Below are 20485 nucleotides of genomic sequence, written 5' to 3'. Positions count from 1 at the left end.
GCGAAAAGAGGGTATAAAGAAGTGCGTGATACCGCCCGATACATGTAAGGGAGATCGTTTTGCATTCGGGACTATAGTCGGTTCCGGGGCGACGCTCGCAAGGGAAAAGGGAATAAAGACTCTGGCAAAGGAGAAAGGAGTAACTGCAAACATGATGAAGCGTTTTGCTCTCTGTTTTTTGATGGCATGGCTGCTTGTTCAGGCTGTGTGGACGAACGGAGCGAATGCCGCCGCTGGTTTTGACGACATCGATGGACACTGGGCAGAGCAACAAATTAATGAACTGGCGAGCCTGGGGATTATCAAGTCGAACGGCAAACACTTGTTTTATCCCAACAAGCCGATTTCACGCGGCGAAGCTTTGGCGCTGCTCAATCGCGTTGTTGAGAAAGTATACGGTTCGCTCGATCTTCCGCAGCGGAAGGAAAATCTTGACTACAACTTTCTGCTCCGGGGGGAAGTAGAACAGCTGCTGGTCAATATGAAAACGGTTTGGCAAGTCGAGACAAATGCCCTGTCGACGTACGATCCTGGCGACAGGATGCTCTATTACTTGTATCTCGCTGAAAGCGGTCAGTTGATCAAAAAGCAACAGAAAGAAAATCCGAAATGGTGGCTGTCCAGTGCAGCTTTGCAGCAGTCGCTGTCTAGAGAAGAGGCCAGCCTGTTGCTCTTCCATGTGCTTGCACCGCAAAAATTCAGAACAGCCAATCTAAAACCACAGGACGCGGCTACGTACTTCGACAGCTTCTATGAGTGGAAGCAGGATCGGTATTACCGCGATACATACTCGCCTTACCCATTGGCTATTCGAGAGTTTCAGCTGTTTTTGACGGAAAAGACATTTTCGCCTGACAAGGTCATGACGCGGGCAGAATACGCTGTAGTCATGAAGCGTTTGCTTGATTATTATCGCATAGACACGCTGGCCCAATTTCGTGCCGCGATCAATCAGCAGCAAAAAATCGCTCAGTTGTATTTGCGTTCAGCCAATTTGGCCTGGGAGAAAAAAGATCAGGCCCGTTTGTCCGTCGTATTTAGTCCTGACGCATTGAAAAGCATGGCCGCGCTCCCACAAGTTCCCAAGTACAACGGCCCGGTAACGATCACGAGCAAAGTAGACATCAACGATCCGAAAATTCTCTGGCTGATCGGTTTTTATCCCGATCCGGTAAAAGGAGATTTTCAAATCGAATACAAGCTGGAGCAGGCAGACGCCAATGCATTTGGACGCAAAATTACTGCGGTAATCTACAGCGAAAAATAGACAAAGCAATCAGGGCATTCGCGATGGATGCCCTGATTTTTTTAAATGCCGCACCGACAAGTGACGATTGCAAATGACAGAATTTTCGATTACAATAAAACTGAACGGTGACTCAGTAAGTGGCAGCCGGATCTGACATCTCAAGGCGGGAACTTTAGCCAATATGCGAGATGTATTTTTTGGCCCATCTACTGAATGAGTATTCATTCAACTAAGACATGAGCTTTTGCATACAGGAATATCTTTAAGAATGGTAGAAGTAAATAAAATGATCTAGTAGTCAGAAAATTATGGGATTATGGCAACAACCGTGAGTAGCCTCGACAGAGGATTTCTAAAGGAGGATTTGGAGATGGAACGCAAAATTCGCAAAGCGGCGGTTCTCGGTTCCGGTGTCATGGGTGCGGGAATTGCAGCTCATCTGGCAAACGTCGGGATTCCTACCTATTTGCTTGACATCGTGCCACGGGAATTGACGGCGGACGAGAGCAAAAAGGGACTGACACTGGCTGATTCTGTCGTCAAAAACCGGATTGCACAAGCGGGCAAAGACAGGCTTTTGAAAGAAAAGCCGGCACCGCTTTACGATAAAAAGAACATGGAACTGATCACGGTAGGCAACTTCGAGGATCATCTGCCACTCCTCGCAGAAGTCGACTGGATCATCGAAGTAGTCGTGGAAAATCTCGATGTGAAGAAAAGCGTCTTCGCCCAGGTAGAAGCCCATCGCAAGCAAGGGACGATCGTCACTTCGAATACATCCGGTGTGTCGATCAACGAGATGGCAGAAGGGCGCTCGGACGATTTTCGCAAGCATTTTCTCGGCACGCACTTTTTCAACCCGCCGCGCTATCTGAAGCTTTTGGAGCTGATCCCGGGGCATGATACCGACCCGGAAATCGTCTCGTTCATGAAGCAATTCGGGGAGCATGTGCTCGGAAAAGGCATGGTTGTCTGCAAGGACACGCCGAACTTCATCGCCAATCGCATCGGTACATACGGGCTGCAAGTCTCGATCCACGAGATGGTGCGCCTCGGCCTGGGAGTGGATGAAGTCGATGCGCTGACTGGTCCGGTCATCGGCAGGCCGAAAAGCGCCACGTTCCGCACGCTGGATGTCGTCGGTCTGGACACTTATGTGCACGTGGCGGGGAACGTCCGCAACAAGAGCACGGATGAAGCGGAACGGGCTGTTTTTGCGGTGCCGGAGTTTGTTTTGCAGATGGTGGAGAAGCGCTGGATCGGTCAAAAGGCCGGGCAAGGATTTTTCAAGCAGGTCAAGTCGGCGCAAGGAAAAGAAATTTTGGCGCTCGATATCAACACCTTGGAGTATCGCCCGAGCGTGAAGCCGAAGTACCCTTCCCTAGATGCTGCGAAGACGGCAAAAACGTTGCCGGAAAAACTGCGCGCGCTCGCATACGGCAAGGACAAGGGCAGCGAGTTTGTCTGGAGCGTCTTCAAGAAAGTCTTGCTGTATTCCGCTGAAAAAGCTTACGAAATCGCGGATGACATCGTCGCAGTCGATCAGGCGATGAAATGGGGCTTCGGCTGGGAGCTTGGTCCGTTCGAGACGTGGGATGCGATCGGCGTGGAAAAATCAGTCGCCAAAATGCGCGCGGAGAACGAACAGATTCCGGCGCTGGTCGAGGAGCTTTTGGCAAGTGGAAAAACGACGTTCTATCAGAAAGCGGAAGGACGGCGCGAAGCCTTTTCGATCGGCGGCAAGTATAAAGCGATAGAGGAAGACAAGAAAAATATCAATCTCGCTGCCCTCAAAGAACAAGGCAAGCTGATCAAGAAAAATGCAGGCGCGGCGTTGATCGATCTTGGCGACGGCGTTGCGTGTCTGGAATTTACCTCTCCCCATAACGCGCTCGGTCTGGATGTGCTGCAAATGGCGAACCAGGCTGCGGAAGAGGTGCAAAAAAACTTCGCGGGTCTGGTCATCGGCAATCAGGGCAAAAACTTCTGCGTCGGGATGAATCTCGCGATGGCCTTGATGGAGGCGCAGGATGAAAACTGGCTGGAGCTAGACATGCTCGTCAGCAACTTCCACAAAGCCGCTCGCGCGATTCGCTACATGCACCGTCCAGTCGTCGCAGCACCTTTCGGCATGACGCTCGGTGGCGGCGTCGAGGTGACCTATCTCGCTGACCGTGTACAAGTAGCGGCAGAAACGTACCTCGGACTCGTCGAGGTCGGTGTCGGGCTGTTGCCAGGCGGCGGGGGAACGAAGGAAATGCTGTTTAGGGCGATGGAAAACGTGCCGGAAGGAGGCAGCATGCCAGTTGATCCGTTCCCGTTCGTCGCAAGAGCTTTTGAAACGATTGCGATGGCAAAAGTGTCGACCAGCGGACAGGAGGCAATCAATCTCGGTTATTTGCGGCCGACCGACCGGATCAGTGTCAATGCGGACCACCTTTTGTACGATGCGAAACAGCTTGTGCTTGCGATGGACCAAGAAGGCTACACGCCGCCTGCGCCGCGCAAAATCCGCGTGATCGGGGAGACGGGCTACGCCAATTTGCGCCAAAACATTTACGCGATGAGAAAGAGCGGCTACATTTCCGAGCACGATGAGCTGATCGCAAGCAAAATCGCCTATGTCATGTCCGGCGGAAATGTGCCGGCGGGTACGGAAGTGACAGAAAGCTACATTTTGGAGCTGGAGAAGCAAGCGTTCCTTGCCCTGATCAAGACGCCGAAAACCCAGCAAAGAATGCAGCATATGCTGACGAAAAACAAGCCTTTGCGCAACTAGGGGAGGGTGAGGGATAACGATGAGAGAAGCAGTTATCGTCGCAGGAGCCCGCACAGCGGTCGGCCGAGCGAAAAAAGGAAGCCTCAGGGACGTGCATCCAGTCGATATGGGAGCGGCGGTCGTTTCCGATTTGTTGCGGCGCGTCCCGCAGCTGGACCCGGCGGACATCGAGGACGTCATTATGGGAACAGCCGTACCGGAGGCGGAGCAAGGCATGAATATGGCGCGACTGATCGGATTGCGCGCCGGGTTGCCGACGAATGTAGCGGGAATTACGATCAACCGTTTTTGCTCCTCGGGCTTGCAGACTATTGCCTATGCAGCGCAGCAAATTATGGTCGGCAGCTCTGACGTCCTGGTGGCAGGCGGGGTGGAGAGCATGAGTCTGGTGCCGATGCTCGGCCACAAGGTCGCGCTGAATCCGGCGCTGGTCGAAACGAAGCCGGAAGCGTACATGAGCATGGGGCACACGGCAGAGGAAGTAGCAAGACGATACAACGTGACGAGAGAAGAGCAGGATGCATTTGCCCTCCGCAGCCATCAACGAGCGACGGCAGCGATCACGTCAGGCAAGTTCCAGGACGAAATCGTTCCGCTGACTGTGAAAAATTACTCCGTCGATGACGTGGGCAAGGTGCATGTTCGTGAAGCTATTTTTGACAAGGATGAAGGCGCTCGTGCAGATACGTCCCTGGAAGCGCTCGCCAAGCTGAAGCCTGTCTTTCACGTCCAGGGCAGCGTAACAGCCGGAAACTCGTCGCAAACAAGCGATGGAGCGGCAGCAGTATTGGTGATGTCAGCCGAAAAGGCAGCCGAGCTGGGTGTCCAGCCGATTGCCAAATTCCGTTCCTTTACGGTAGGCGGGGTCGACCCGGATGTGATGGGAATCGGTCCGGTTGTCGCTATCCCTAAAGCTTTGAGGCTGGCAGGAATCGGCTTGGAAGATGTGGATTTGTTCGAGCTGAACGAAGCGTTTGCGTCCCAGTCGATCGCGGTGATTCGCGAGCTTGGTCTCGACCCGGAAAAGGTCAATGTCAACGGCGGCGCTATCGCACTGGGCCATCCGCTCGGTTGCAGCGGAGCCAAGCTGACCGTGTCGCTTCTGAACGAAATGAAGCGCAGGGGCGGCAAATACGGAGTGGTTACGATGTGTATTGGCGGAGGAATGGGGGCCGCTGGCGTTTTTGAAATGGTCGGAGAGTAGGTACGTCTATTTTCATAAAAGGAGAGGGATAGTATGGCAGATACAAAAGAATTGATCCGCGGTGGAAGCTTTTTGATTGATGCTGGTTCGGCTGACGATGTATTCGTGCCGGAGGAGTACAGCGACGAGCAAAAAATGATCGCGAAAACGACGGAAGATTTTGTCGTCAATGAAGTTCGCCCGCATCTGGAGGAACTGGAAAAGCACAGCTTCGACATTTCCGTGCGGTTGCTGAAGGAAGCAGGGGAATTGGGACTTTTGGCTGGCGATGTGCCGGAGAAATACGATGGGCTTGGTCTGGATAAAGTCAGCACCGCGCTCGTCACCGAGAAATTTTCGCTCGCACGCGGCTTCGCGCTGAGCTACGGCGCCCATGTGGGAATCGGTTCCTTGCCGATTGTGTACTTCGGGAACGAGGATCAGAAGCAGCGCTACTTGCCCGATCTGGCGTATGGAAAACGGATCGCAGCGTACTGCCTGACCGAACCAGGCTCCGGCTCTGATGCGCTTGGCGCCAAGACGACAGCGACTCTTTCCGCAGACGGCACCCATTACATTCTCAACGGGGAAAAACAGTGGATCACCAACGCAGGCTTTGCAGACGTGTTCATTGTGTACGCAAAAATTGACGGCGAGAAGTTCACGGCTTTCATCGTGGAGCGGGACTTCCCTGGCGTATCGTTTGGCCCGGAAGAGAAGAAAATGGGCATCAAATGCTCCTCGACTCGTACGGTCATTTTGCAGGATGTGCCTGTTCCAGTAGCCAATCTGTTGGGCGAGCCGGGCAGAGGCCACGTCATCGCCTTCAACATTTTGAACGTAGGCCGGTACAAGCTGGCTGTTGGGGCGGTCGGCTCGGCGAAAAAAGCATTGGAGCTGGCGACGAACTACGCGAAGGAACGCAAGCAGTTTAAAACACCTATCGCCAACTTCACGCTGATCAAAAACAAGCTGGCGAACATGGCTACCAAAGCGTACGCCGCAGAAAGCTCCGTCTACCGGACGGTTGGCTTGTTCGACACCGCGCTTAGCCGCCTGGGCGAGAAAGCGGATGACGGCGCGGAAGTAGCGAAGGCGATTGCCGATTACGCCATCGAATGCTCGATCAACAAAGTGTTTGCTACGGAAGTGCTGGACTACTGCGTGGACGAGGGCGTGCAAATCCACGGCGGCTACGGCTTCATGTCGGAATACGAGATTGAGAACATGTACCGCGACTCGCGGATCAACCGGATTTTTGAAGGGACGAATGAAATCAACCGCTTGCTCATCCCGGATACGCTGGTGAAAAAGGCGATGAAAGGCGAACTGCCTCTCATGCAAGCAGCGACGAGCTTGCAAGCCGAGCTGATGAGCTACTACCCGGAGGAAATCGAGGATGCGCCGCTTGCTGTCGAAAAGCATCTGCTCGGCATGACTCGCAAAATCATTTTGATGGTCGCAGGCTCTGCGCTGATGAAATACCAGCAAGCGATCTCCAAAGAACAGGAGCTGCTCGCTTTTGCTGCCGACATGCTGATCGAGCTGTACGCGATGGACAGCATCGTGAAGCGTACGGAAAAAGCGGTTGCCGCAAACGGACTGGAAGCCGAGCAGCACAAGCTCGCGCTGACAGCAGTGTATGTGCATGAAGCGTTTGACCGCGTTGAGGCGTGGGCCAAAGAAGCGCTCGCTGCGATGGAAGAAGGCGATGAACTGCGCCTGCGTCTCTCCATTTTGAAAAAATTGACTCGCCGCACACCGATCAACACCGTTGGATTGAAGCGGGCTATTGCTGATCGCGTGATCGAAGCAGGCGGCTACGTCGTATAAGCTAAAACAGGCACGAAAAAAGAGCAGGGACATATCTCTGCTCTTTTTTGTGTGCGAAAAATGTCCCGCCGACTTTTCTGATACGGGAGATGTTTGCTTGCAGTCGACGGATTGCCTCAGTTGGCTTGCTTCACTTTCGAGATGCCCCCGTTGTTTAGCTTCACCTGAACGTTGACGGCAGACAGCGATTCTTGCGAAAGCGGGAGCGCGTTGTTTTTCTGCAATCGTTTCCACTCTTGCGGGTATTTGCGATAGAGAGCGTGTCCCAGCTGCAAGGTGTCGATGTTATGTTTTCGGCCCTTTGCAAAAAGCGCCCGTACTTCCGCCTCGATTTTTTTCGCTGCTTCCTTTTCGATTTCATTGATCGGCCCGACTGTCACTACCTGCGTGATATAGCCAGTGGCGTGAATGTCGATGGCGAAGGTTACGGTGCCGTTTTGCAATCGTGGCTCGATTTTCACTTTGGGCTTTTCGAGGATGGTCATCGCCAGCAGTTGCCCTCCTTTGCTGATCCCTAGCAGTGTCCGGACGGTGTGTTCATCGAGCCAGCGCAGCCCCAGCAAGTCTGAGCGCGGCCAGCAGCCTCGGGACTCCAAGTTTTGCAGCAGGCATGCGCCGATCATCTTTAATTTGGGCAACGCTTTCTTGTCTTCGCTCCAGCTGTTTCGGTTGATCGAAAGAATCGGGACGTAGACAACGAGGTTCGGTTCATCTCTTCTCGCGATGAATTGAAACAGCTTCATCGGACGCAGCACAGAGTTTTGCTCATACAGATCGGATGGATTCGCCAGTTGCGAGTAAATCACAGGCAAATCGAACACCTGCTTTGCATTGAAAATGTCGATAATCGGGTCTTTGGTGGCAAACGTCCAGAGCGTGTAGCGAAACTCGTAAAAACGGTCCAGCTCGTCCAAAATCTCCTCCATATGTTTCTTTTCCAAGGCGCTTTCACTAAAGACGATGGAGCGGATATGGCTCCAGGTCATTTGCTTTTGGCTGGTGGGATAAATGTTGAACAGCGCGTTTACGAACGTTTTGCCAGTTCCTTTGGCCACAGCCGATCCACTGGTGGAGCGCGCGCCGCCAGCTTCTGTTTTGGCGATGCTGGAAAAGCTCAAGATTTGCGCGTACACGACAAACTCATCGTTAACGTAATCGATGCCGAGGGCGTTGACGTAAAGCAAATTTTCAATTTCCCGCGCGTTCCAGCAACCGCAGAGCAAAACAGGGAAAACGAGTGTGATCGCAATCGCTCGAAGGTGGGGCATCATCGTTGGCCCTCCCCCTTTTCCGAAGGGTCGTGCAGGAACTCGGGACTTCGTTCGGCTTTGCGCCATGGCGTGCGAAACACGGTTTTGTACAAATCGGGCCAGAAAGTCGGTGCGAGCGGAGACAAGTAATACAAGCCAAAGGAACGCATGTTGGCAAAGTACAAAAGCGTCGCCAGAGCCGAGATCATAAAACCGAACATCCCCAAAAGCGAGCAGACTACGCTGATGCCAAGCCGGAGCAAGGTGATCGTTCCGACAATGTGCTGGTTCGTCAGGGTGAACGTTGCCATGACAGAAAGCGCCACAATTACAAGGCTGCCTGTAGAGGTCAGTCCGGCTGAAATCGCAGCTTGTCCGACGATCAATCCGCCGACGACCGAAAGCGTTTGGCCGATCGCCATGGGCAGACGCAGGCCAGCCTCCTTGAACAGCTCAAACAGCAGCACCATGAGCAACACTTCGAGGGCAGCAGGCAACGGCACTCCTTGCCGAGATTTTACGATGGTGGCGATCAATGTGTAGGGCAGCTGTTCCTGATGATAAGTGATCAGGGCGACCCAAAAGCCGGGCAAAAACAGGGCGATCAGCACGCAGAAAATCCGCAGAAACCGGACAAAGGCGATCGAGAAGACAGAGGAGCTGGCATCTTCTGCGGCGTTCAGCAGCATGGAAAAGTTGACAGGGCCGATCAAGGCGGTCGGGGAACCGTCAACTAAAATGGCAAAACGTCCTTTTAACAAAGCGTTGGTCACGTAGTCAGGTCTTCCCGAGTATTGGTACTCCGGGAGCAGTGTCAGTGGGGTGTGGGACAAATTCTCTTCTACTTGCAACCCGCTGATGATGCCCTTGCTGCCCAACTTATCCAGGCGCGAGCATATCTCGCGTTCCAGCTCCGGCGCGATCTGGTCTTTCAGGTACAAGAGACCGACTCGTGTGTGGGTGTGGCTGCCCAGGATGTATGGGAGATACTTCAACTGGTGTGTCCGCATTCTTTTGCGAATCAAAGCCAGATTCGTACTGATCTCCTCCGTGAACCCATCCCGAGGTCCGCGGATGGACACATCGGTATTGGACTCTTCGGGATCGCGCTTGGGCGGATTGCCTGTCTCGACGTAAAAAGCGATTTGAAACTCCTCGAACACCATGAGCAGGTTTCCGCTAAAGACGTGCCTGCAAATCCAGTCAATATCGGTCGGGTACGTCAACTCGTTCATGAAAAACAGCTTTTTCTCGCGCAAATCATCTGCGCTCCTGATCTCCTCGTCGGAAAACAGCCGGGTCAGCTGCGGCATCAAATATTCGCTGATCCGGTCCAGGTCACAAATGCAGTCGGAGTATACGAAGGAGACATAGCAGGGCTCGGGGCCAGGGATCAATGTATGTTCCTCGATGCAAACGTCATTGCAGTCCGTAAACAGCTCATGAAAAGACCGCATGCTAAGGGAGGAAAGCTCTACATGGTCCGCTGTGGCAGTAGAGTGTTCCAGTACCTGCTTCACCTTGGCAAACCTACGATTTTTCATGTGGCTTCCTCCTTGGGGCAAAGGCTGTCAGGAGCGCTAGCAAAAGGGAAAGCGATACAGCCAGGACGAGCATGGCAGGCAGAATCAGCTTGGACAGTAAACTGTAAAATTCAATCGTACTGATCGGATAGAGCGAAAGCACGGTCGCGAGGAAACAAAGTCCGAGCAGCCACCAGAAGCGCGAGCGTCCTTTTGGAATTAAAAATACATCGACAATGAGGAGCAGGGATAGGGAGACGCGTGTGAACGCTCCGCTAAACCACTGGTAGATGCTTAAAAAGTCCAGATGCTCAATGTACAGGCCAATGTTGGCCAGCCGCCATTCCTCGTAAGCCGGATAGCGCAGCTTGGTCGCCTCCAGCGGCCCGAACTCCACGATGGCGCCAATGGTCGGTCCGATGGTCAAACCGATGAAGATGACAGCAAGCAAAAAAATTTGATAGTAAGGCATTGGAGCTCGCAAGTGATGTTTGATTAGCAAAAACAAGATCATCTCGGTAAAGCCTGCCCCTGCGTACACCATGCCTTTGGCTACAGGCGCCAGGCCATCTTCCATGATCGGGAGCAGCAGACTGTAGTCTTTGTTTTGGAAATTGGTCGCCATCACGAAAAATCCGAGCACTACGACAAAGGGCAATAAAACGGTCGAAGTCACGGCAATCGACCGGATGCCGAGCAAAGCATTTCCCAGGCAAAGCAGGGCGAACAGACCTGCATGGACAGAGAGCGGGGTTTGCGGGGCAAAAGATAAATTGATCCACGTGACCGTATCCGTCAAGGTGGTCGTGGCGATGACAAAGCAATAGAGCGAGATCAAGATGGCCAGAAAGTAAGCGACAGCCGGGCCATAGCGCTGCTTCATCCATTGCAGGAGCGGCTCGCTGCCTGTTTTGCGGTAAATGAAATAGAGCAGAGCCGTCCAGATAAGGTATAAGACGCCTGCAAACAGGACGGATATCCAGGAATCTCTTTTGGCCGAGTCCAACATCATGGGGATGACCAGAACGTGATTCATCAGTCCATTTGTCAGCATCAGCATCACTACGATTTGGGTAAAGGCTAGTCCATTTTTCATGAGTCTCCCGCCAAACTGTTCCAGTTCTCCTGTCAGTATTTGCAGGTCGTTTGGATTTATGCGATTTTCGCGTTCGCTTGTGAGAAGTTGAATGCATATTTTTGGAATCAGTCACGAACGCTAATACAACAAACTACGCAGAGGATGGGAACCAAAACAGATGGGGATGAGAGGATGGCTGAGACGAAGAAGGGCATCGGCAAAAGACAGATTCAGTCACTCTTCTGTCCCGGTGCCTGCGCGTGAGATCAGTGACAGTTTAAGCGATAACATCACAGAGTTGCGCACGATGTTTACCCTGACGCCCGATCTAGTAATCCGTACGTTCGAGAGCAAGTTTGTCGAGGGAAGCGTCGCGCTGGTCTATTTGACGGGTTTGGTAGACAAAAGCTCGGTGAACAACAATGTGCTTCGGCCGCTTCTTTCCCAGCAAAGCGAAGGGCCTGCCAGCATCTACGATCTTTTGTCCGTAGGAAAAGTGTTTAATATATACGATTTTCACGAGGTCGAAAGGCAGATTCTCGATGGCAGCAGCTTGCTGTTTATCGAGGGGCGCAAAGAAGCGCTCGCTGTCGAGACACATGGCTGGCCGCAGCGCGCCATCGAGGACCCTCAGCTTGAAGCGTCCTTGAAGGGAGCGCATCAAGGCTTCGTCGAGACAGGGATGCAAAACATCGCCTTGATCCGCCGCTATCTTCCCAATCGGGAGATGAAGATCAAGGAGTATTGGGTGGGGGACAGGGCGCCGACAAGAGTGTCGCTGCTGTTTTTGGCAGATGTGGTTCATCCCGAGGTGCTGCAAGAGTTTGAGGATCGAATCAAGCTGATTCGGATCGATTCGATTTTGAACACGGGAGAGCTGGAGGAGTTGGTGGAGGACAACCCGTACTCGCCTTTTCCGCAATTCATGATGACAGAACGGCCGGACTCGGTTGCTTCGCACATTTTGCAGGGAAAGGTTGCCGTTGTCGTCGATCGCTCTCCCAGCGTTTTGATCGGCCCTGCGACTTTTGCCTCGTTTTTTCAAAATGTGGACGACTACAGTACCCGCTGGCTGGTCGCCACTTTTATCCGGCTGTTGCGCTTTATGGCGTTTCTGGTGGCTACCTTTTTGCCAGCCGTCTACATCGCGGTGATCTCTTTTAACTACGAGGTCATTCCGCTCGACTTGATTTTGTCAGTGGGAGAGTCGCGGGAGAGAGTGCCGTTTCCTCCCTTGCTGGAAGCGATGATCATGGAACTGACGCTGGAAATGTTGCGGGAAGCCGGGGTGAGGCTGCCTGCGCCGATCGGACAGACGGTGGGCATCGTCGGCGGTATCGTTATCGGACAGGCGGTTGTACAGGCCGGGATCGTCAGCAACATCATGGTGATTGTAGTCGCTTTTACCGCGATCTCTTCCTTTATCATCCCGAACTACGACATGGCGTCAGCAGTGCGGCTGCTGCGGTTTTTGATGATGGGACTGGCTGCGATGTTCGGGATTATTGGCATTGTGATCGGGATGATGGGGCTGATCGGTCATTTGATCTCGCTGGAATCTTTGGGCGTGCCTTACGGAAGTCCGCTGGCACCCGTACGATTTTCAGACTGGAAGGACTTGTTTCTGCGCTTGCCGTTGTGGAGCATGAAAAATCGTCCGGCCAGCGCCCGCGTCGTCCAGTCCAAGCGTCAGGGGGATAACCGTCCTCGGGGGGATGGCGAATGAAAAAATACGCATTTAACGAGCTGACTGTCCTCCAGTACGTATTTTTTATTCATGGAACACAAGTGGGGATCGGAGTCTTGTCCATGCCGCGAGAGTTGGCCGAGGAAGCGGGAACGGACGGATGGATTTCCATTCTCATTGGCTGGGTATGCGCTACTGTGGCAAGCCTCCTCATTGTGAACATCATGAAGCGCTATCCGGGCAAAACGATCGTCGATTTGATTCCCGTCTTTTTTGGCAAATGGCTGGGAATGGTCGTTTCCGCGCTTGTCGCCTGTTATTGCGCCCTTGCCGCCATGACGGTAATCGCCAACGGGATCGGGATTGTGAACGTGTGGATTTTGTCCCAGACGCCAGGATACGTTTTGGCGATATTGACGGTGATCCCTACCTATATGGTTGTGCAGGGCGGGCTGCGGGTGCTGGGACGGTATGCCGAGTTGATTTTTTACTTGACGCTGTGGATGCCGATCGTTGTCTTTTCCATCTTGCCGTATTCCAATTGGCTTCACTTGCTGCCTGTGCTAAAAGACGGGTGGATGCCGGTTTTCTCCGCAACCAAATCGACGATTTTGTCCTTTCTCGGGTTTGAGCTGGCGTTTTTTCTGTACCCGTTTTTGCAGCGAAAACAGTATGCCTCGCTGGGAATTGTGGTGGCAAACACATTGTCCATGCTGATTTTTATGCATATTACTGTGTTCAGCTTTTCCTTTTTTAGTCCGGATGAAATCACGCAATATACGTGGCCGACACTCAATTTGTGGAAAGTAATCGAGTATCGCTTTCTGGAGCGAATCGACATCATTTTTCTTGCGTTCTACTTGTTCTTTTTGTCGACGACCACGCTGCCGTACATGTATTTTACGGTGTTCACGACGAGCCAAATGGTCGGGTCAGCCGATCATCGCAAGCACTTGTTCATTCTGATGATCCTGATCGTCGTGGGAGCCTGGCTGTATACGCCCACGTTCATCGATCTGAAAAAGTGGAGCGAGGTGTGGAGCATGACTGGAATGGTTGGCGGATACATCATCCCCGTGATCTGGTGGCTGGCGATCCAGTTGTTTCGGCGCGGAAAAGGGGGACAAAAGGGATGAGCAAAGCCGGAAAGCTGCTGTTGATCTCGGCGCTGTTTTTCTTTTTGTCGGGCTGCATGGATCGAATCGATTTGGAAGATGCGACGATTACGCTGATGGCCGGAGTTGACGTGAATGAGAAGGATGAGCTGCTGTTTTATTTGTCCAGTCCGGTTTTCAGCCGAGAAGCGAAGAAAAAAAGCGAAGAATTTGGCGTAAAAGCGGAGTCTTTCCGACAGGCGCGGGCACGATTGGACGAGATGGTGACGGGGCTTACTCTTTCAGGGAAAATCCAGGCGATCGTGCTGGGAAAGCGACTTTTGGAGCACCCTGACTGGTTCAAGATTCTCGACGTCATTTTCCGCGATGCGCGCTTTACGGTCAACGCCCGGATGGTCTATTTTGACGGCGAGGTAGGTGACTTGTTTCACTTTCAACCGCCAGACAAGCCGAGGCTGTCCCTGCATCTGACCAAGCTGATCGATACCGCTAATCAGCGGAATTTGACCGTGCGGACGAGGGCGCAAGATTTTCATCGGCAAATGTTTGAAAAAGGGATTAATCCAACCATCACGGCTGTGGGCAAAGAAAAAGCGATCAAGATTTTGGGAACAGCGGTGCTGAGCAAGGAGGGCACGTATGTCGAGCTGCTGCAAAGTCAGGAAACGATGCTGCTCCAGTTGTTTCTGCACGGAAAAGAGGGCGAAGTGACCTTTACGGTGCCGATCCCTGCGCCCAATGACAGCAAAAAGATGATCAAGCACAGAGTCAGCCTCATCGCAAAGCAAGCATCCAAAAAAGTGAAGACGACCTTTCGGGACGGCAAGTTTCATTTTGAAGTAAAGATGAAGTTCGGCGGCGGTATTTCGGAGAGATTGTTCCCTTTTGACATGGAAAAGGATTATAAGGACATGGAGCAGATGGTTAATGCGGAGCTGCGCAAAGAATTTGGGAAACTGGTCGTGAAGTGCCAGCAAAATGAAGTCGATCCATTCGGATTCGGGTTGTACGCGCGAGCGCATGCGTATCAGGAGTGGAAAAAGGTGCAAGATAATTGGCCCAAAGCTTTTGCCCAGGCGGAAGTGAAGTTCGTGCCGGAGCTGTCGATCAAGGGCAACGGCGTCATTCGCTAAAATACGTTAAAAGAAACAAGAACACCCTGGTGCAGCATTCGCTCCAGGGTGTTTCGCATTCCGCACTTTGTATTAGTAGATAGCTTCCCAGCCAGCAGGTGTGACAAACAGGCGGATCGCTTTGATTTTGCGGTCATCCATCAGCGTGAAGTAGTGGCGGAAGTTCGGCGGTACCGAAATCAGATCGCCAGGGGAAAGCTCAACGTCGAAGTAACGTCCGTCTTTTCCTTTGATCGCGAAAATGCCGTGCCCGTCTACGCAGAAGCGGCACTCATCATCTGTGTGGTGATGCTCGCCTTTGAATTTTACCAACAGCTCGTCGAGGTTCGGCGTTTTGTCGGAGAGGACGATAATATCGGCAGTCAAGTAGCCGCGGCGTTGGCTGATCGCATCGATTTCCGGCTTGAAGGTGTCGAGAATTTCTTGCTTTTCTTCGTCTGTCGGGCTGTAGTTGTCGCGGTGCTTCGGATCGAGGCGAGCTACATCCCATTTTTCATAAATGATTTCTTGGGTGTCCAGGAAGGAAATGACTTCCTCCGGAGCGGAAATGTACTCGTTGTTGTCGTGGAAACGAATTTGTGCCATGATGCTTGCCTCCCTTGATTAGTTGGATGTAGTGGACACGACAGCTTGGCGCAGTTGCAGCCAGCGGGCGTGGTACTCAAACAGAAATTCAAATGCTTCCAGGTGGCGCTTCGCTTCAAAGTCGTTGCCGCCCCAGGCGTAAATGCCGTGGTTACGGATCAGAACACCCGGAATTTCTGGGGTGATGACTTTTTCGATCGCGGCTGCGAGGGTCGGAATATCGGCAAAGTTCTCAACAATCGGAACAGTGATCCGCGCATTTTCCTCCCAAATCCCAAGGCCCTTGATCAGCTCCTGGCCTTGAATGGTGAAAGCCCGTTGGCCGAAGTACAGCTCGGAGATGAGATTGTTCCAGACCGTATGGACGTGGAAGCAGGCACCTGCTTTGGCAAACTTTTGATAGACGACTGCGTGGATCAACGTTTCGGCGGACGGCTTGAGCGAGGTTGCTTCCACGGGACGGGAGTCTTGATCGACCACCAGATAGTCTTCCGGCGACAGCTTCGTCTTGTCCTTGCCGCTTGCCGTCACGGCAAATTGCAGCGGCTCGTCTTGAATCTTGATGGAGAGATTGCCGCTTGTGCCGGGAAACCAGTCCCGGCGGGCAAATGTCAGCTTGGCGTCATCGAGACGACGAAACGCGTCCAGACGCTGTTCGAGTGTTGCGGTCATGTGTCAGACAACCTCCTGTTTCAGTTGCGTAAGTGTGGCGATCACGTCGTGGAAGGTGGCGAAAGTGCTGTGTGACAACTGTAGCTCCTTGGCTTTTTGCGCGAGGAAGGAGCGGGCGATCACGAAATCGGCAATTTTGGCGCCAGCCAGGTCAGTGATGGAATCACCAATGACGACACGATAGTGAGTGGCGGGATCGTAGCGGCGAATAATGGTTGTCTTGCACATGCCACAGCCGTTTGTGCAATGCTCGTCGCAGGAATGCGGCCACGTAATCGTGATGTTCTCTCCGGAGAAGTCGCTGCCGTTGCAGTAAATCGGGACATGATCCAAATCAAACGGGGCGAGGATCGGCTTTACGAAAAAGTCGATGCCGCCGCTCGTGATCAGCAGCTCGATGCCTTCCTCGCGGCAAAAGCGGACAAAATCGGCAAAGCCGGGGCGAATGGTCGCTTCGTTCACGATGTAGTCCACAATGTTCTGGCGCAGGGAGGAGGGCAAGAGCTGAAACAGCTTGCCGACGCCTTCCTGTACGCTGATTTTTTGCGACAAAATTTGTTCGGTAAGAGCTTCCCACTCAGGGGGAGCGAATTTTTTTACAATCGCGACGATGTTGTCTTTTTCCGTAATGGTTCCGTCAAAATCGCAGAACAGCACGAGCTTTTTGCTCATCGTGCGCCACCCCATTTCTCCAGGGCTGCCGCCAGTTCAGGCGATTGGTTCGCCGCTTCTTCCAGGGTGTGTCCAGCCGTGACTGCTGCGATTGCATCGACGAACGCTTTGGCTCCTGCGGTAGCGCCGCCCGGATGTCCGTGAATGCCGCCGCCAGCATTGACGATTTGGTCCAGACCGAAATCCGCATAAAGCTGCGGGACGAGTCCCGGATGGATGCCGGCTGATGGAACCGGGAACGAGCGGCGCACGCCTTCCAGCGGAGTGGTCAAGTTGGTCGCCAGTTGCAGCGCTTCTGTTTTGTCCAGGGCGACGTTGCCGTATGGCGACGGGAACAGCACCAGGTCTGCTCCGGCAATTCGCATCAGGGTGCCGAGCAAAAGCGGAGTGGCGATCCCGTAATCAGGCGACGGATAGTAAGCGCCAGCGAGAGCGGGGTGGGCCATGATCGGGATGTTGACGTCCGGATCGGCTGCCAGGCGGTGCAAGGCATCGAAGCCAAAAGCGAGGACGTTGAACAGCAGGCAATCTGCGCCAGCTTCCACGGCACGCTTTGCTTTTTCGTTCAGCTCGTTGATCGGGCCAGTCAGGTTGGCCGCGTAGAGGACAGGCTTGCCAGTTTGCGCTTCTGTCTCCTGCGCGATCTCCTTGAAGGCGCGGATACGCTCCAAAAACGGCGCGCGATCGTCTGCGAAGAAGATTTCGTCATCTTTGACCAGATCGACGCCACCGAGCGCCTGTGCCCGGAATTGCGTCTTCAAATCTTCGAACGGAAGACCGAGGCAAGATTTGAAAATGCTCATCAACAGCGGGCGGTTTTGTGCATCCAAACGTCCGCGCAGTCCGTCAATGCCGAACTTTGGTCCGGGAAAAGCTTGTAGAAACGACTCAGGGAAAGTGATGTCCACCAGCTTGATTTTTCCGTCCATGGACAGTTTCCCGAAGATTCCGGTCAAAAGCGAAGGAATGTCGTGCGTAAAATTGCGCGTCGGGTAACTGACGGTGATCAGTCCGCGCGTCTCGCCGTTTTCCAATGTCTCAAGCGGCGTAGCGCTCACGGCTTCCCCGAGATAAGGGGCCAGCTCAGCTTGCTTCGCTGCGGGCAAATCCGTCCAGGAGCCGACCGTCATGCCAACGGCGATGGCGGCTGCTTTTTTGTGTAAGTCTTTGGCTTGCGTCAAATAAGTGACGAGGATGCGTTGATCACTCATGCTAGTCCTCCTTGGGCAGCTTGAAAAGTTTCGTGAAGCTTTCGGGCATGTAAAAAAGCCTCCCCAGAGCGGGGAGGCGGTTGTCGACTATAAAAACGTCTCGTCTCCTCTCATCTCTCGGGTCAGTAGTCGGGAAAGAAGACGCAACAATGCCGCTTCTCGTACCGACTCTTATCCGTTGGAATTAGCACCGTTTCGCTATTCAAGAAAAAAATAGCGCCGGTTGCCGGGCATCATAGGGCCAGTCCCTCAGCCAGCTCGCGATAAGAGTTATGTGGTTCACAGGCCAGTCAGCCGTGTGTGCTACACCCATGATATGACTTCTGTTGTCCGTAGTCAATCTTTGTTTTTTGCCGGAATGTGCTCTCTGTAGAGAGGGAAAAAGCGGCCGGAAGTGAAACTTTTTTCGCTAGAGGGCGTGGTACGTAAAGAAGGGATGTGGAGGCATTGGGAAAGTAGGCTTGGAGTATGTGTACCAGATGCACGTAAACGACATATACCGCTACCTTTTCCGGCTGACACGCGATACCAGGCATGCGGAGGACTTGACGCAGGAGGTTTTTTTCCGGGCGTATGCCTCTCTGGAAGACTACCGCGGCGAAAAGGTCAGGCCATGGCTGTTCAAGGTCGCTTACCACGCTTTTATCGATTGGCACCGCAAGCAAAAGCGCCGCCCGGTCGACTACATGGAAAAGATGCCGGAACGACCGGACGCATCCGCGAACGACCCGGCGGAACTGTTGGTCGCTCAGGAATTGTGGAAAGAGGCATATGCGCATCTGGAGCAATTGCCGCCCAAGCAACGACAGGTCATTTTGCTGTCAGCCATGCAATTTTCCTACGCGGAAATGGCAGAGGTGTTGGAGATCGAACTGGCGGACGTCAAACGCTCGCTGTTTCGCGGTCGGCAAAAGATGCGGAAGCTGTGGAAGGAGGAAGGGCCATGACGCACCAAAACGGTCATGATCGCGAGCAAAAGCTGCTCGCTTATTTGAGAGGGGAACTGACAGGGGAAGAAGCAAAGCGGCTTGGCGAGGAGCTGGCAGCCGATGAGGCATGCGCAGAGCGGCTGGAGCGGCTTTTGCTGGGCGAAGAAGGAGAGCAGCAACCACGGGAACTCGACGCGCTGGACGAGGGCGGGCACAGCCAGCTTTCCGAAGCGAAGCAGAGGGCGATTGTCCGGCGGGGAAAATGGAAAAATCGCTTGCTCAGTTCCGTGTACGCTTTTGCCATCCCGTTTGTAATTGGCGTGGTATTTCTGGGCGTCAACGGATGGGTAGGGTCGTCGATGCACGATGATCTGCACCGGGTAGCGAAGGACATGGTCAATTTTACGCAGCCGGGTGTCAGCGTGGGCAGCAGCGGCGCGCAGGTGGGACTGCTGTACGGCAGCATCCAGATGGAGCTTCGCGAGCGAGTAGGGGCGGACATCAAAAACGCAGGCCGCTTTGAAAGCACCAACGTGTTGTGGAACGTCAACGCCAAGCCGCAATGGACCAACGGAGTGAGGGAGCAAAAGCTGTTTTTCCGCTATCCGCTTCAAAGCGGGCAAAAACCGGACGCAGACGAACTGGCGCATTGGCGCACGCCAGCCTGGACGACTTTGGAGAAGCTCCCCGAAGGAACCGTTGCCCAGTTGGCTGTCTCTTTTGCTGATTTTTTGACGTACGAGCAGTATTATGAGCGAATCTCCCGCTACATCAGCTCCGCCAACCAGGATACGGTCTGGTTGGCAGTGGACACCGGAGTGGAAGCCAGGCACGAAGACCAAAAAGACGGCTACCTGCTCTTGGGGCCGGGAGAAGCATGGGGATTTGCGGAGCACGAGCTGAATTACGGAGCGGCTCCGATTCAGGTCAACGGAGAAGGAAGCCGACGGATGGCAGCCTTTTTGGGGGAAATGGCCTACCTTGTCGAGCAAAAAAGCCTCGCGCGCGACATGGGACAATATTTGGTCTCGCGAAGCGATCCGCAAGTCGAGGAGCGCTATCGCTACTTGCAGGAAAAAGGCGTTCGCCTCTACGGAGCAGTCCTGACCGGACCGACGAAGGAACTGCTCAAACTCAAGGATGAGAAGTCGATTACCGCTGCCTTTGTCGGCCAAATTGACTGGTGGAACTGGGATCGCCCGGCTGCTTCCGGCACTCAGCACGTCTGGTAGGAGAGAAGCGCGGTTTGCGAAAAAAGGGTGTTGACATCGTGGAACGGCAGGTTGTATGATTCAAACTAAATCAAAACCGCATACGTTTGGATACCTTATCCAGAGAAGGTGGAGGGACTGGCCCGATGATACCCGGCAACCGACACGACGCTATTTCAACGCGAGCAGCGGCTGAAACAAAAAGCGACGTGCACGGTGCTAATTCCTGCAGAAACAAAAGTGGTCTGGAAGATAAGGGGGACATGACACGTTTATTATACGTGGCGACAGCGACCTCTTTTCTTCGGGAAAGAGGTCTTTTTTGTGCGTTTGGACACGGATTCCTGACCATTTTGTCATTCCGTTCGAAATAGA

The 20485-nt window shown here is 53.4% G+C and carries 16 protein-coding genes and 2 riboswitches; of the genes, 9 read left to right on the top strand and 7 right to left on the bottom strand.

Annotation, left to right across the window (positions count from 1 at the left end; translation table 11 throughout):
- Positions 1-151: 151 nt before the first annotated feature.
- The 4 genes from DEP07_RS14070 (at position 152) to DEP07_RS14055 (ending at position 7044) form a co-directional block, all read left to right on the top strand.
- Positions 152-1267, top strand: coding sequence for an S-layer homology domain-containing protein (locus DEP07_RS14070; protein ID WP_122964411.1), 1116 nt, complete (start codon positions 152-154; stop codon positions 1265-1267).
- 352 nt (positions 1268-1619) lie between these two features.
- Positions 1620-4028 carry a 3-hydroxyacyl-CoA dehydrogenase/enoyl-CoA hydratase family protein gene (locus tag DEP07_RS14065; protein ID WP_287102628.1) on the top strand — a complete coding sequence of 803 codons (2409 nt, stop codon included), beginning with the start codon at positions 1620-1622 and terminating at the stop codon, positions 4026-4028.
- 19 nt (positions 4029-4047) lie between these two features.
- Positions 4048-5232 (top strand): acetyl-CoA C-acetyltransferase, encoded by a 1185-nt coding sequence (locus tag DEP07_RS14060; protein ID WP_287102627.1) that lies wholly within the window; start codon positions 4048-4050, stop codon positions 5230-5232.
- Between the two features lie 33 nt (positions 5233-5265).
- Complete coding sequence (locus DEP07_RS14055) at positions 5266-7044, top strand: acyl-CoA dehydrogenase family protein (protein ID WP_122964414.1); 1779 nt, start codon at positions 5266-5268, stop codon at positions 7042-7044.
- Positions 7045-7160: 116 nt separating this feature from the next.
- On the opposite strand, the gene DEP07_RS14050 is transcribed toward DEP07_RS14055, so the two are convergent.
- The 3 genes from DEP07_RS14050 to DEP07_RS14040 are packed head-to-tail and all read right to left on the bottom strand — an operon-like array spanning position 7161 to position 10913.
- Positions 7161-8315 carry a Ger(x)C family spore germination protein gene (locus DEP07_RS14050; protein WP_229049748.1) on the bottom strand — a complete coding sequence of 385 codons (1155 nt, stop codon included), beginning with the start codon at positions 8313-8315 and terminating at the stop codon, positions 7161-7163.
- The gene (locus DEP07_RS14045) at positions 8312-9838 is read right to left on the bottom strand and encodes a spore germination protein (RefSeq protein WP_287102626.1); all 1527 of its coding nucleotides are present in this window, start codon (positions 9836-9838) and stop codon (positions 8312-8314) included. Before DEP07_RS14045 ends, DEP07_RS14050 begins: the two co-directional genes overlap by 4 nt.
- On the bottom strand, positions 9825-10913 hold the full coding sequence (locus DEP07_RS14040) for an endospore germination permease (RefSeq protein ID WP_122964416.1): 1089 nt from the start codon (positions 10911-10913) through the stop codon (positions 9825-9827). Before DEP07_RS14040 ends, DEP07_RS14045 begins: the two co-directional genes overlap by 14 nt.
- Positions 10914-11073: 160 nt before the next feature.
- On the opposite strand from DEP07_RS14040, the gene DEP07_RS14035 reads away from it, so the two are divergent.
- From DEP07_RS14035 to DEP07_RS14025, 3 genes are read left to right on the top strand one after another with little or no spacing between them, the layout of a single operon-like run.
- On the top strand, positions 11074-12621 hold the full coding sequence (locus tag DEP07_RS14035) for a spore germination protein (protein ID WP_122964417.1): 1548 nt from the start codon (positions 11074-11076) through the stop codon (positions 12619-12621).
- A complete protein-coding gene (locus DEP07_RS14030; RefSeq protein WP_122964418.1) occupies positions 12618-13718 on the top strand; it encodes a GerAB/ArcD/ProY family transporter in 1101 nt (366 codons plus the stop codon). The genes DEP07_RS14035 and DEP07_RS14030 overlap by 4 nt, the downstream gene beginning before the upstream one ends.
- Positions 13715-14830 carry a Ger(x)C family spore germination protein gene (locus DEP07_RS14025; protein ID WP_274874355.1) on the top strand — a complete coding sequence of 372 codons (1116 nt, stop codon included), beginning with the start codon at positions 13715-13717 and terminating at the stop codon, positions 14828-14830. The genes DEP07_RS14030 and DEP07_RS14025 overlap by 4 nt, the downstream gene beginning before the upstream one ends.
- 72 nt (positions 14831-14902) lie before the next feature.
- On the opposite strand, the gene DEP07_RS14020 is transcribed toward DEP07_RS14025, so the two are convergent.
- Genes DEP07_RS14020 through DEP07_RS14005 form a run of 4 tightly spaced genes read right to left on the bottom strand, consistent with a single transcriptional unit; the run spans position 14903 to position 17970 of the window.
- Positions 14903-15415: a 1,2-dihydroxy-3-keto-5-methylthiopentene dioxygenase gene (locus DEP07_RS14020; RefSeq protein ID WP_063227299.1), complete on the bottom strand. Its 513-nt coding sequence runs from the start codon at positions 15413-15415 to the stop codon at positions 14903-14905.
- A gap of 18 nt (positions 15416-15433) precedes the next feature.
- Positions 15434-16087 carry a methylthioribulose 1-phosphate dehydratase gene (locus DEP07_RS14015; protein ID WP_122964420.1) on the bottom strand — a complete coding sequence of 218 codons (654 nt, stop codon included), beginning with the start codon at positions 16085-16087 and terminating at the stop codon, positions 15434-15436.
- 3 nt (positions 16088-16090) lie between these two features.
- Positions 16091-16759, bottom strand: a complete 669-nt coding sequence (locus tag DEP07_RS14010) for a 2-hydroxy-3-keto-5-methylthiopentenyl-1-phosphate phosphatase (RefSeq protein ID WP_274874354.1) — start codon at positions 16757-16759, stop codon at positions 16091-16093.
- The gene (locus tag DEP07_RS14005) at positions 16756-17970 is read right to left on the bottom strand and encodes a 2,3-diketo-5-methylthiopentyl-1-phosphate enolase (protein WP_287102625.1); all 1215 of its coding nucleotides are present in this window, start codon (positions 17968-17970) and stop codon (positions 16756-16758) included. Before DEP07_RS14005 ends, DEP07_RS14010 begins: the two co-directional genes overlap by 4 nt.
- 168 nt (positions 17971-18138) lie before the next feature.
- A riboswitch (SAM riboswitch) is annotated at positions 18139-18240 on the bottom strand.
- A 200-nt stretch (positions 18241-18440) separates the two neighbouring features.
- Between DEP07_RS14005 and DEP07_RS14000 the strand changes: the two genes are divergently transcribed.
- Together DEP07_RS14000 and DEP07_RS13995 are read left to right on the top strand one after the other, a co-directional pair.
- Positions 18441-18917 carry a sigma-70 family RNA polymerase sigma factor gene (locus DEP07_RS14000; RefSeq protein WP_287102635.1) on the top strand — a complete coding sequence of 159 codons (477 nt, stop codon included), beginning with the start codon at positions 18441-18443 and terminating at the stop codon, positions 18915-18917.
- Positions 18914-20131 carry an anti-sigma factor gene (locus DEP07_RS13995; protein ID WP_173596711.1) on the top strand — a complete coding sequence of 406 codons (1218 nt, stop codon included), beginning with the start codon at positions 18914-18916 and terminating at the stop codon, positions 20129-20131. The genes DEP07_RS14000 and DEP07_RS13995 overlap by 4 nt, the downstream gene beginning before the upstream one ends.
- A 92-nt stretch (positions 20132-20223) precedes the next feature.
- Positions 20224-20369: riboswitch (SAM riboswitch) on the top strand.
- Positions 20370-20485: the final 116 nt, after the last annotated feature.

This window comes from Brevibacillus sp., assembly GCF_003521185.1.
In the GTDB taxonomy this organism is placed as follows: domain Bacteria; phylum Bacillota; class Bacilli; order Brevibacillales; family Brevibacillaceae; genus Brevibacillus; species Brevibacillus parabrevis.
The sequence above is the reverse complement of the archived record's forward strand: the minus strand, read 5'-3'. Positions and strand labels throughout refer to the sequence as shown.

Bases quoted from the DNA above. Each gene is read 5' to 3' on its own strand.
- DEP07_RS14045 (WP_287102626.1), bottom strand. From the start codon at position 9,838: ATGAAAAATCGTAGGTTTGCCAAGGTGAAGCAGGTACTGGAACACTCT.
- DEP07_RS14040 (WP_122964416.1), bottom strand. From the start codon at position 10,913: ATGAAAAATGGACTAGCCTTTACCCAAATCGTAGTGATGCTGATGCTG.
- DEP07_RS14065 (WP_287102628.1), top strand. From the start codon at position 1,620: ATGGAACGCAAAATTCGCAAAGCGGCGGTTCTCGGTTCCGGTGTCATG.
- DEP07_RS14035 (WP_122964417.1), top strand. From the start codon at position 11,074: ATGGGGATGAGAGGATGGCTGAGACGAAGAAGGGCATCGGCAAAAGAC.
- DEP07_RS14015 (WP_122964420.1), bottom strand. From the start codon at position 16,087: ATGACCGCAACACTCGAACAGCGTCTGGACGCGTTTCGTCGTCTCGAT.
- DEP07_RS14020 (WP_063227299.1), bottom strand. From the start codon at position 15,415: ATGGCACAAATTCGTTTCCACGACAACAACGAGTACATTTCCGCTCCG.
- DEP07_RS14025 (WP_274874355.1), top strand. From the start codon at position 13,715: ATGAGCAAAGCCGGAAAGCTGCTGTTGATCTCGGCGCTGTTTTTCTTT.
- DEP07_RS14050 (WP_229049748.1), bottom strand. From the start codon at position 8,315: ATGATGCCCCACCTTCGAGCGATTGCGATCACACTCGTTTTCCCTGTT.
- DEP07_RS14055 (WP_122964414.1), top strand. From the start codon at position 5,266: ATGGCAGATACAAAAGAATTGATCCGCGGTGGAAGCTTTTTGATTGAT.
- DEP07_RS14030 (WP_122964418.1), top strand. From the start codon at position 12,618: ATGAAAAAATACGCATTTAACGAGCTGACTGTCCTCCAGTACGTATTT.
- DEP07_RS14010 (WP_274874354.1), bottom strand. From the start codon at position 16,759: ATGAGCAAAAAGCTCGTGCTGTTCTGCGATTTTGACGGAACCATTACG.
- DEP07_RS13995 (WP_173596711.1), top strand. From the start codon at position 18,914: ATGACGCACCAAAACGGTCATGATCGCGAGCAAAAGCTGCTCGCTTAT.
- DEP07_RS14005 (WP_287102625.1), bottom strand. From the start codon at position 17,970: ATGAGTGATCAACGCATCCTCGTCACTTATTTGACGCAAGCCAAAGAC.
- DEP07_RS14060 (WP_287102627.1), top strand. From the start codon at position 4,048: ATGAGAGAAGCAGTTATCGTCGCAGGAGCCCGCACAGCGGTCGGCCGA.
- DEP07_RS14070 (WP_122964411.1), top strand. From the start codon at position 152: ATGATGAAGCGTTTTGCTCTCTGTTTTTTGATGGCATGGCTGCTTGTT.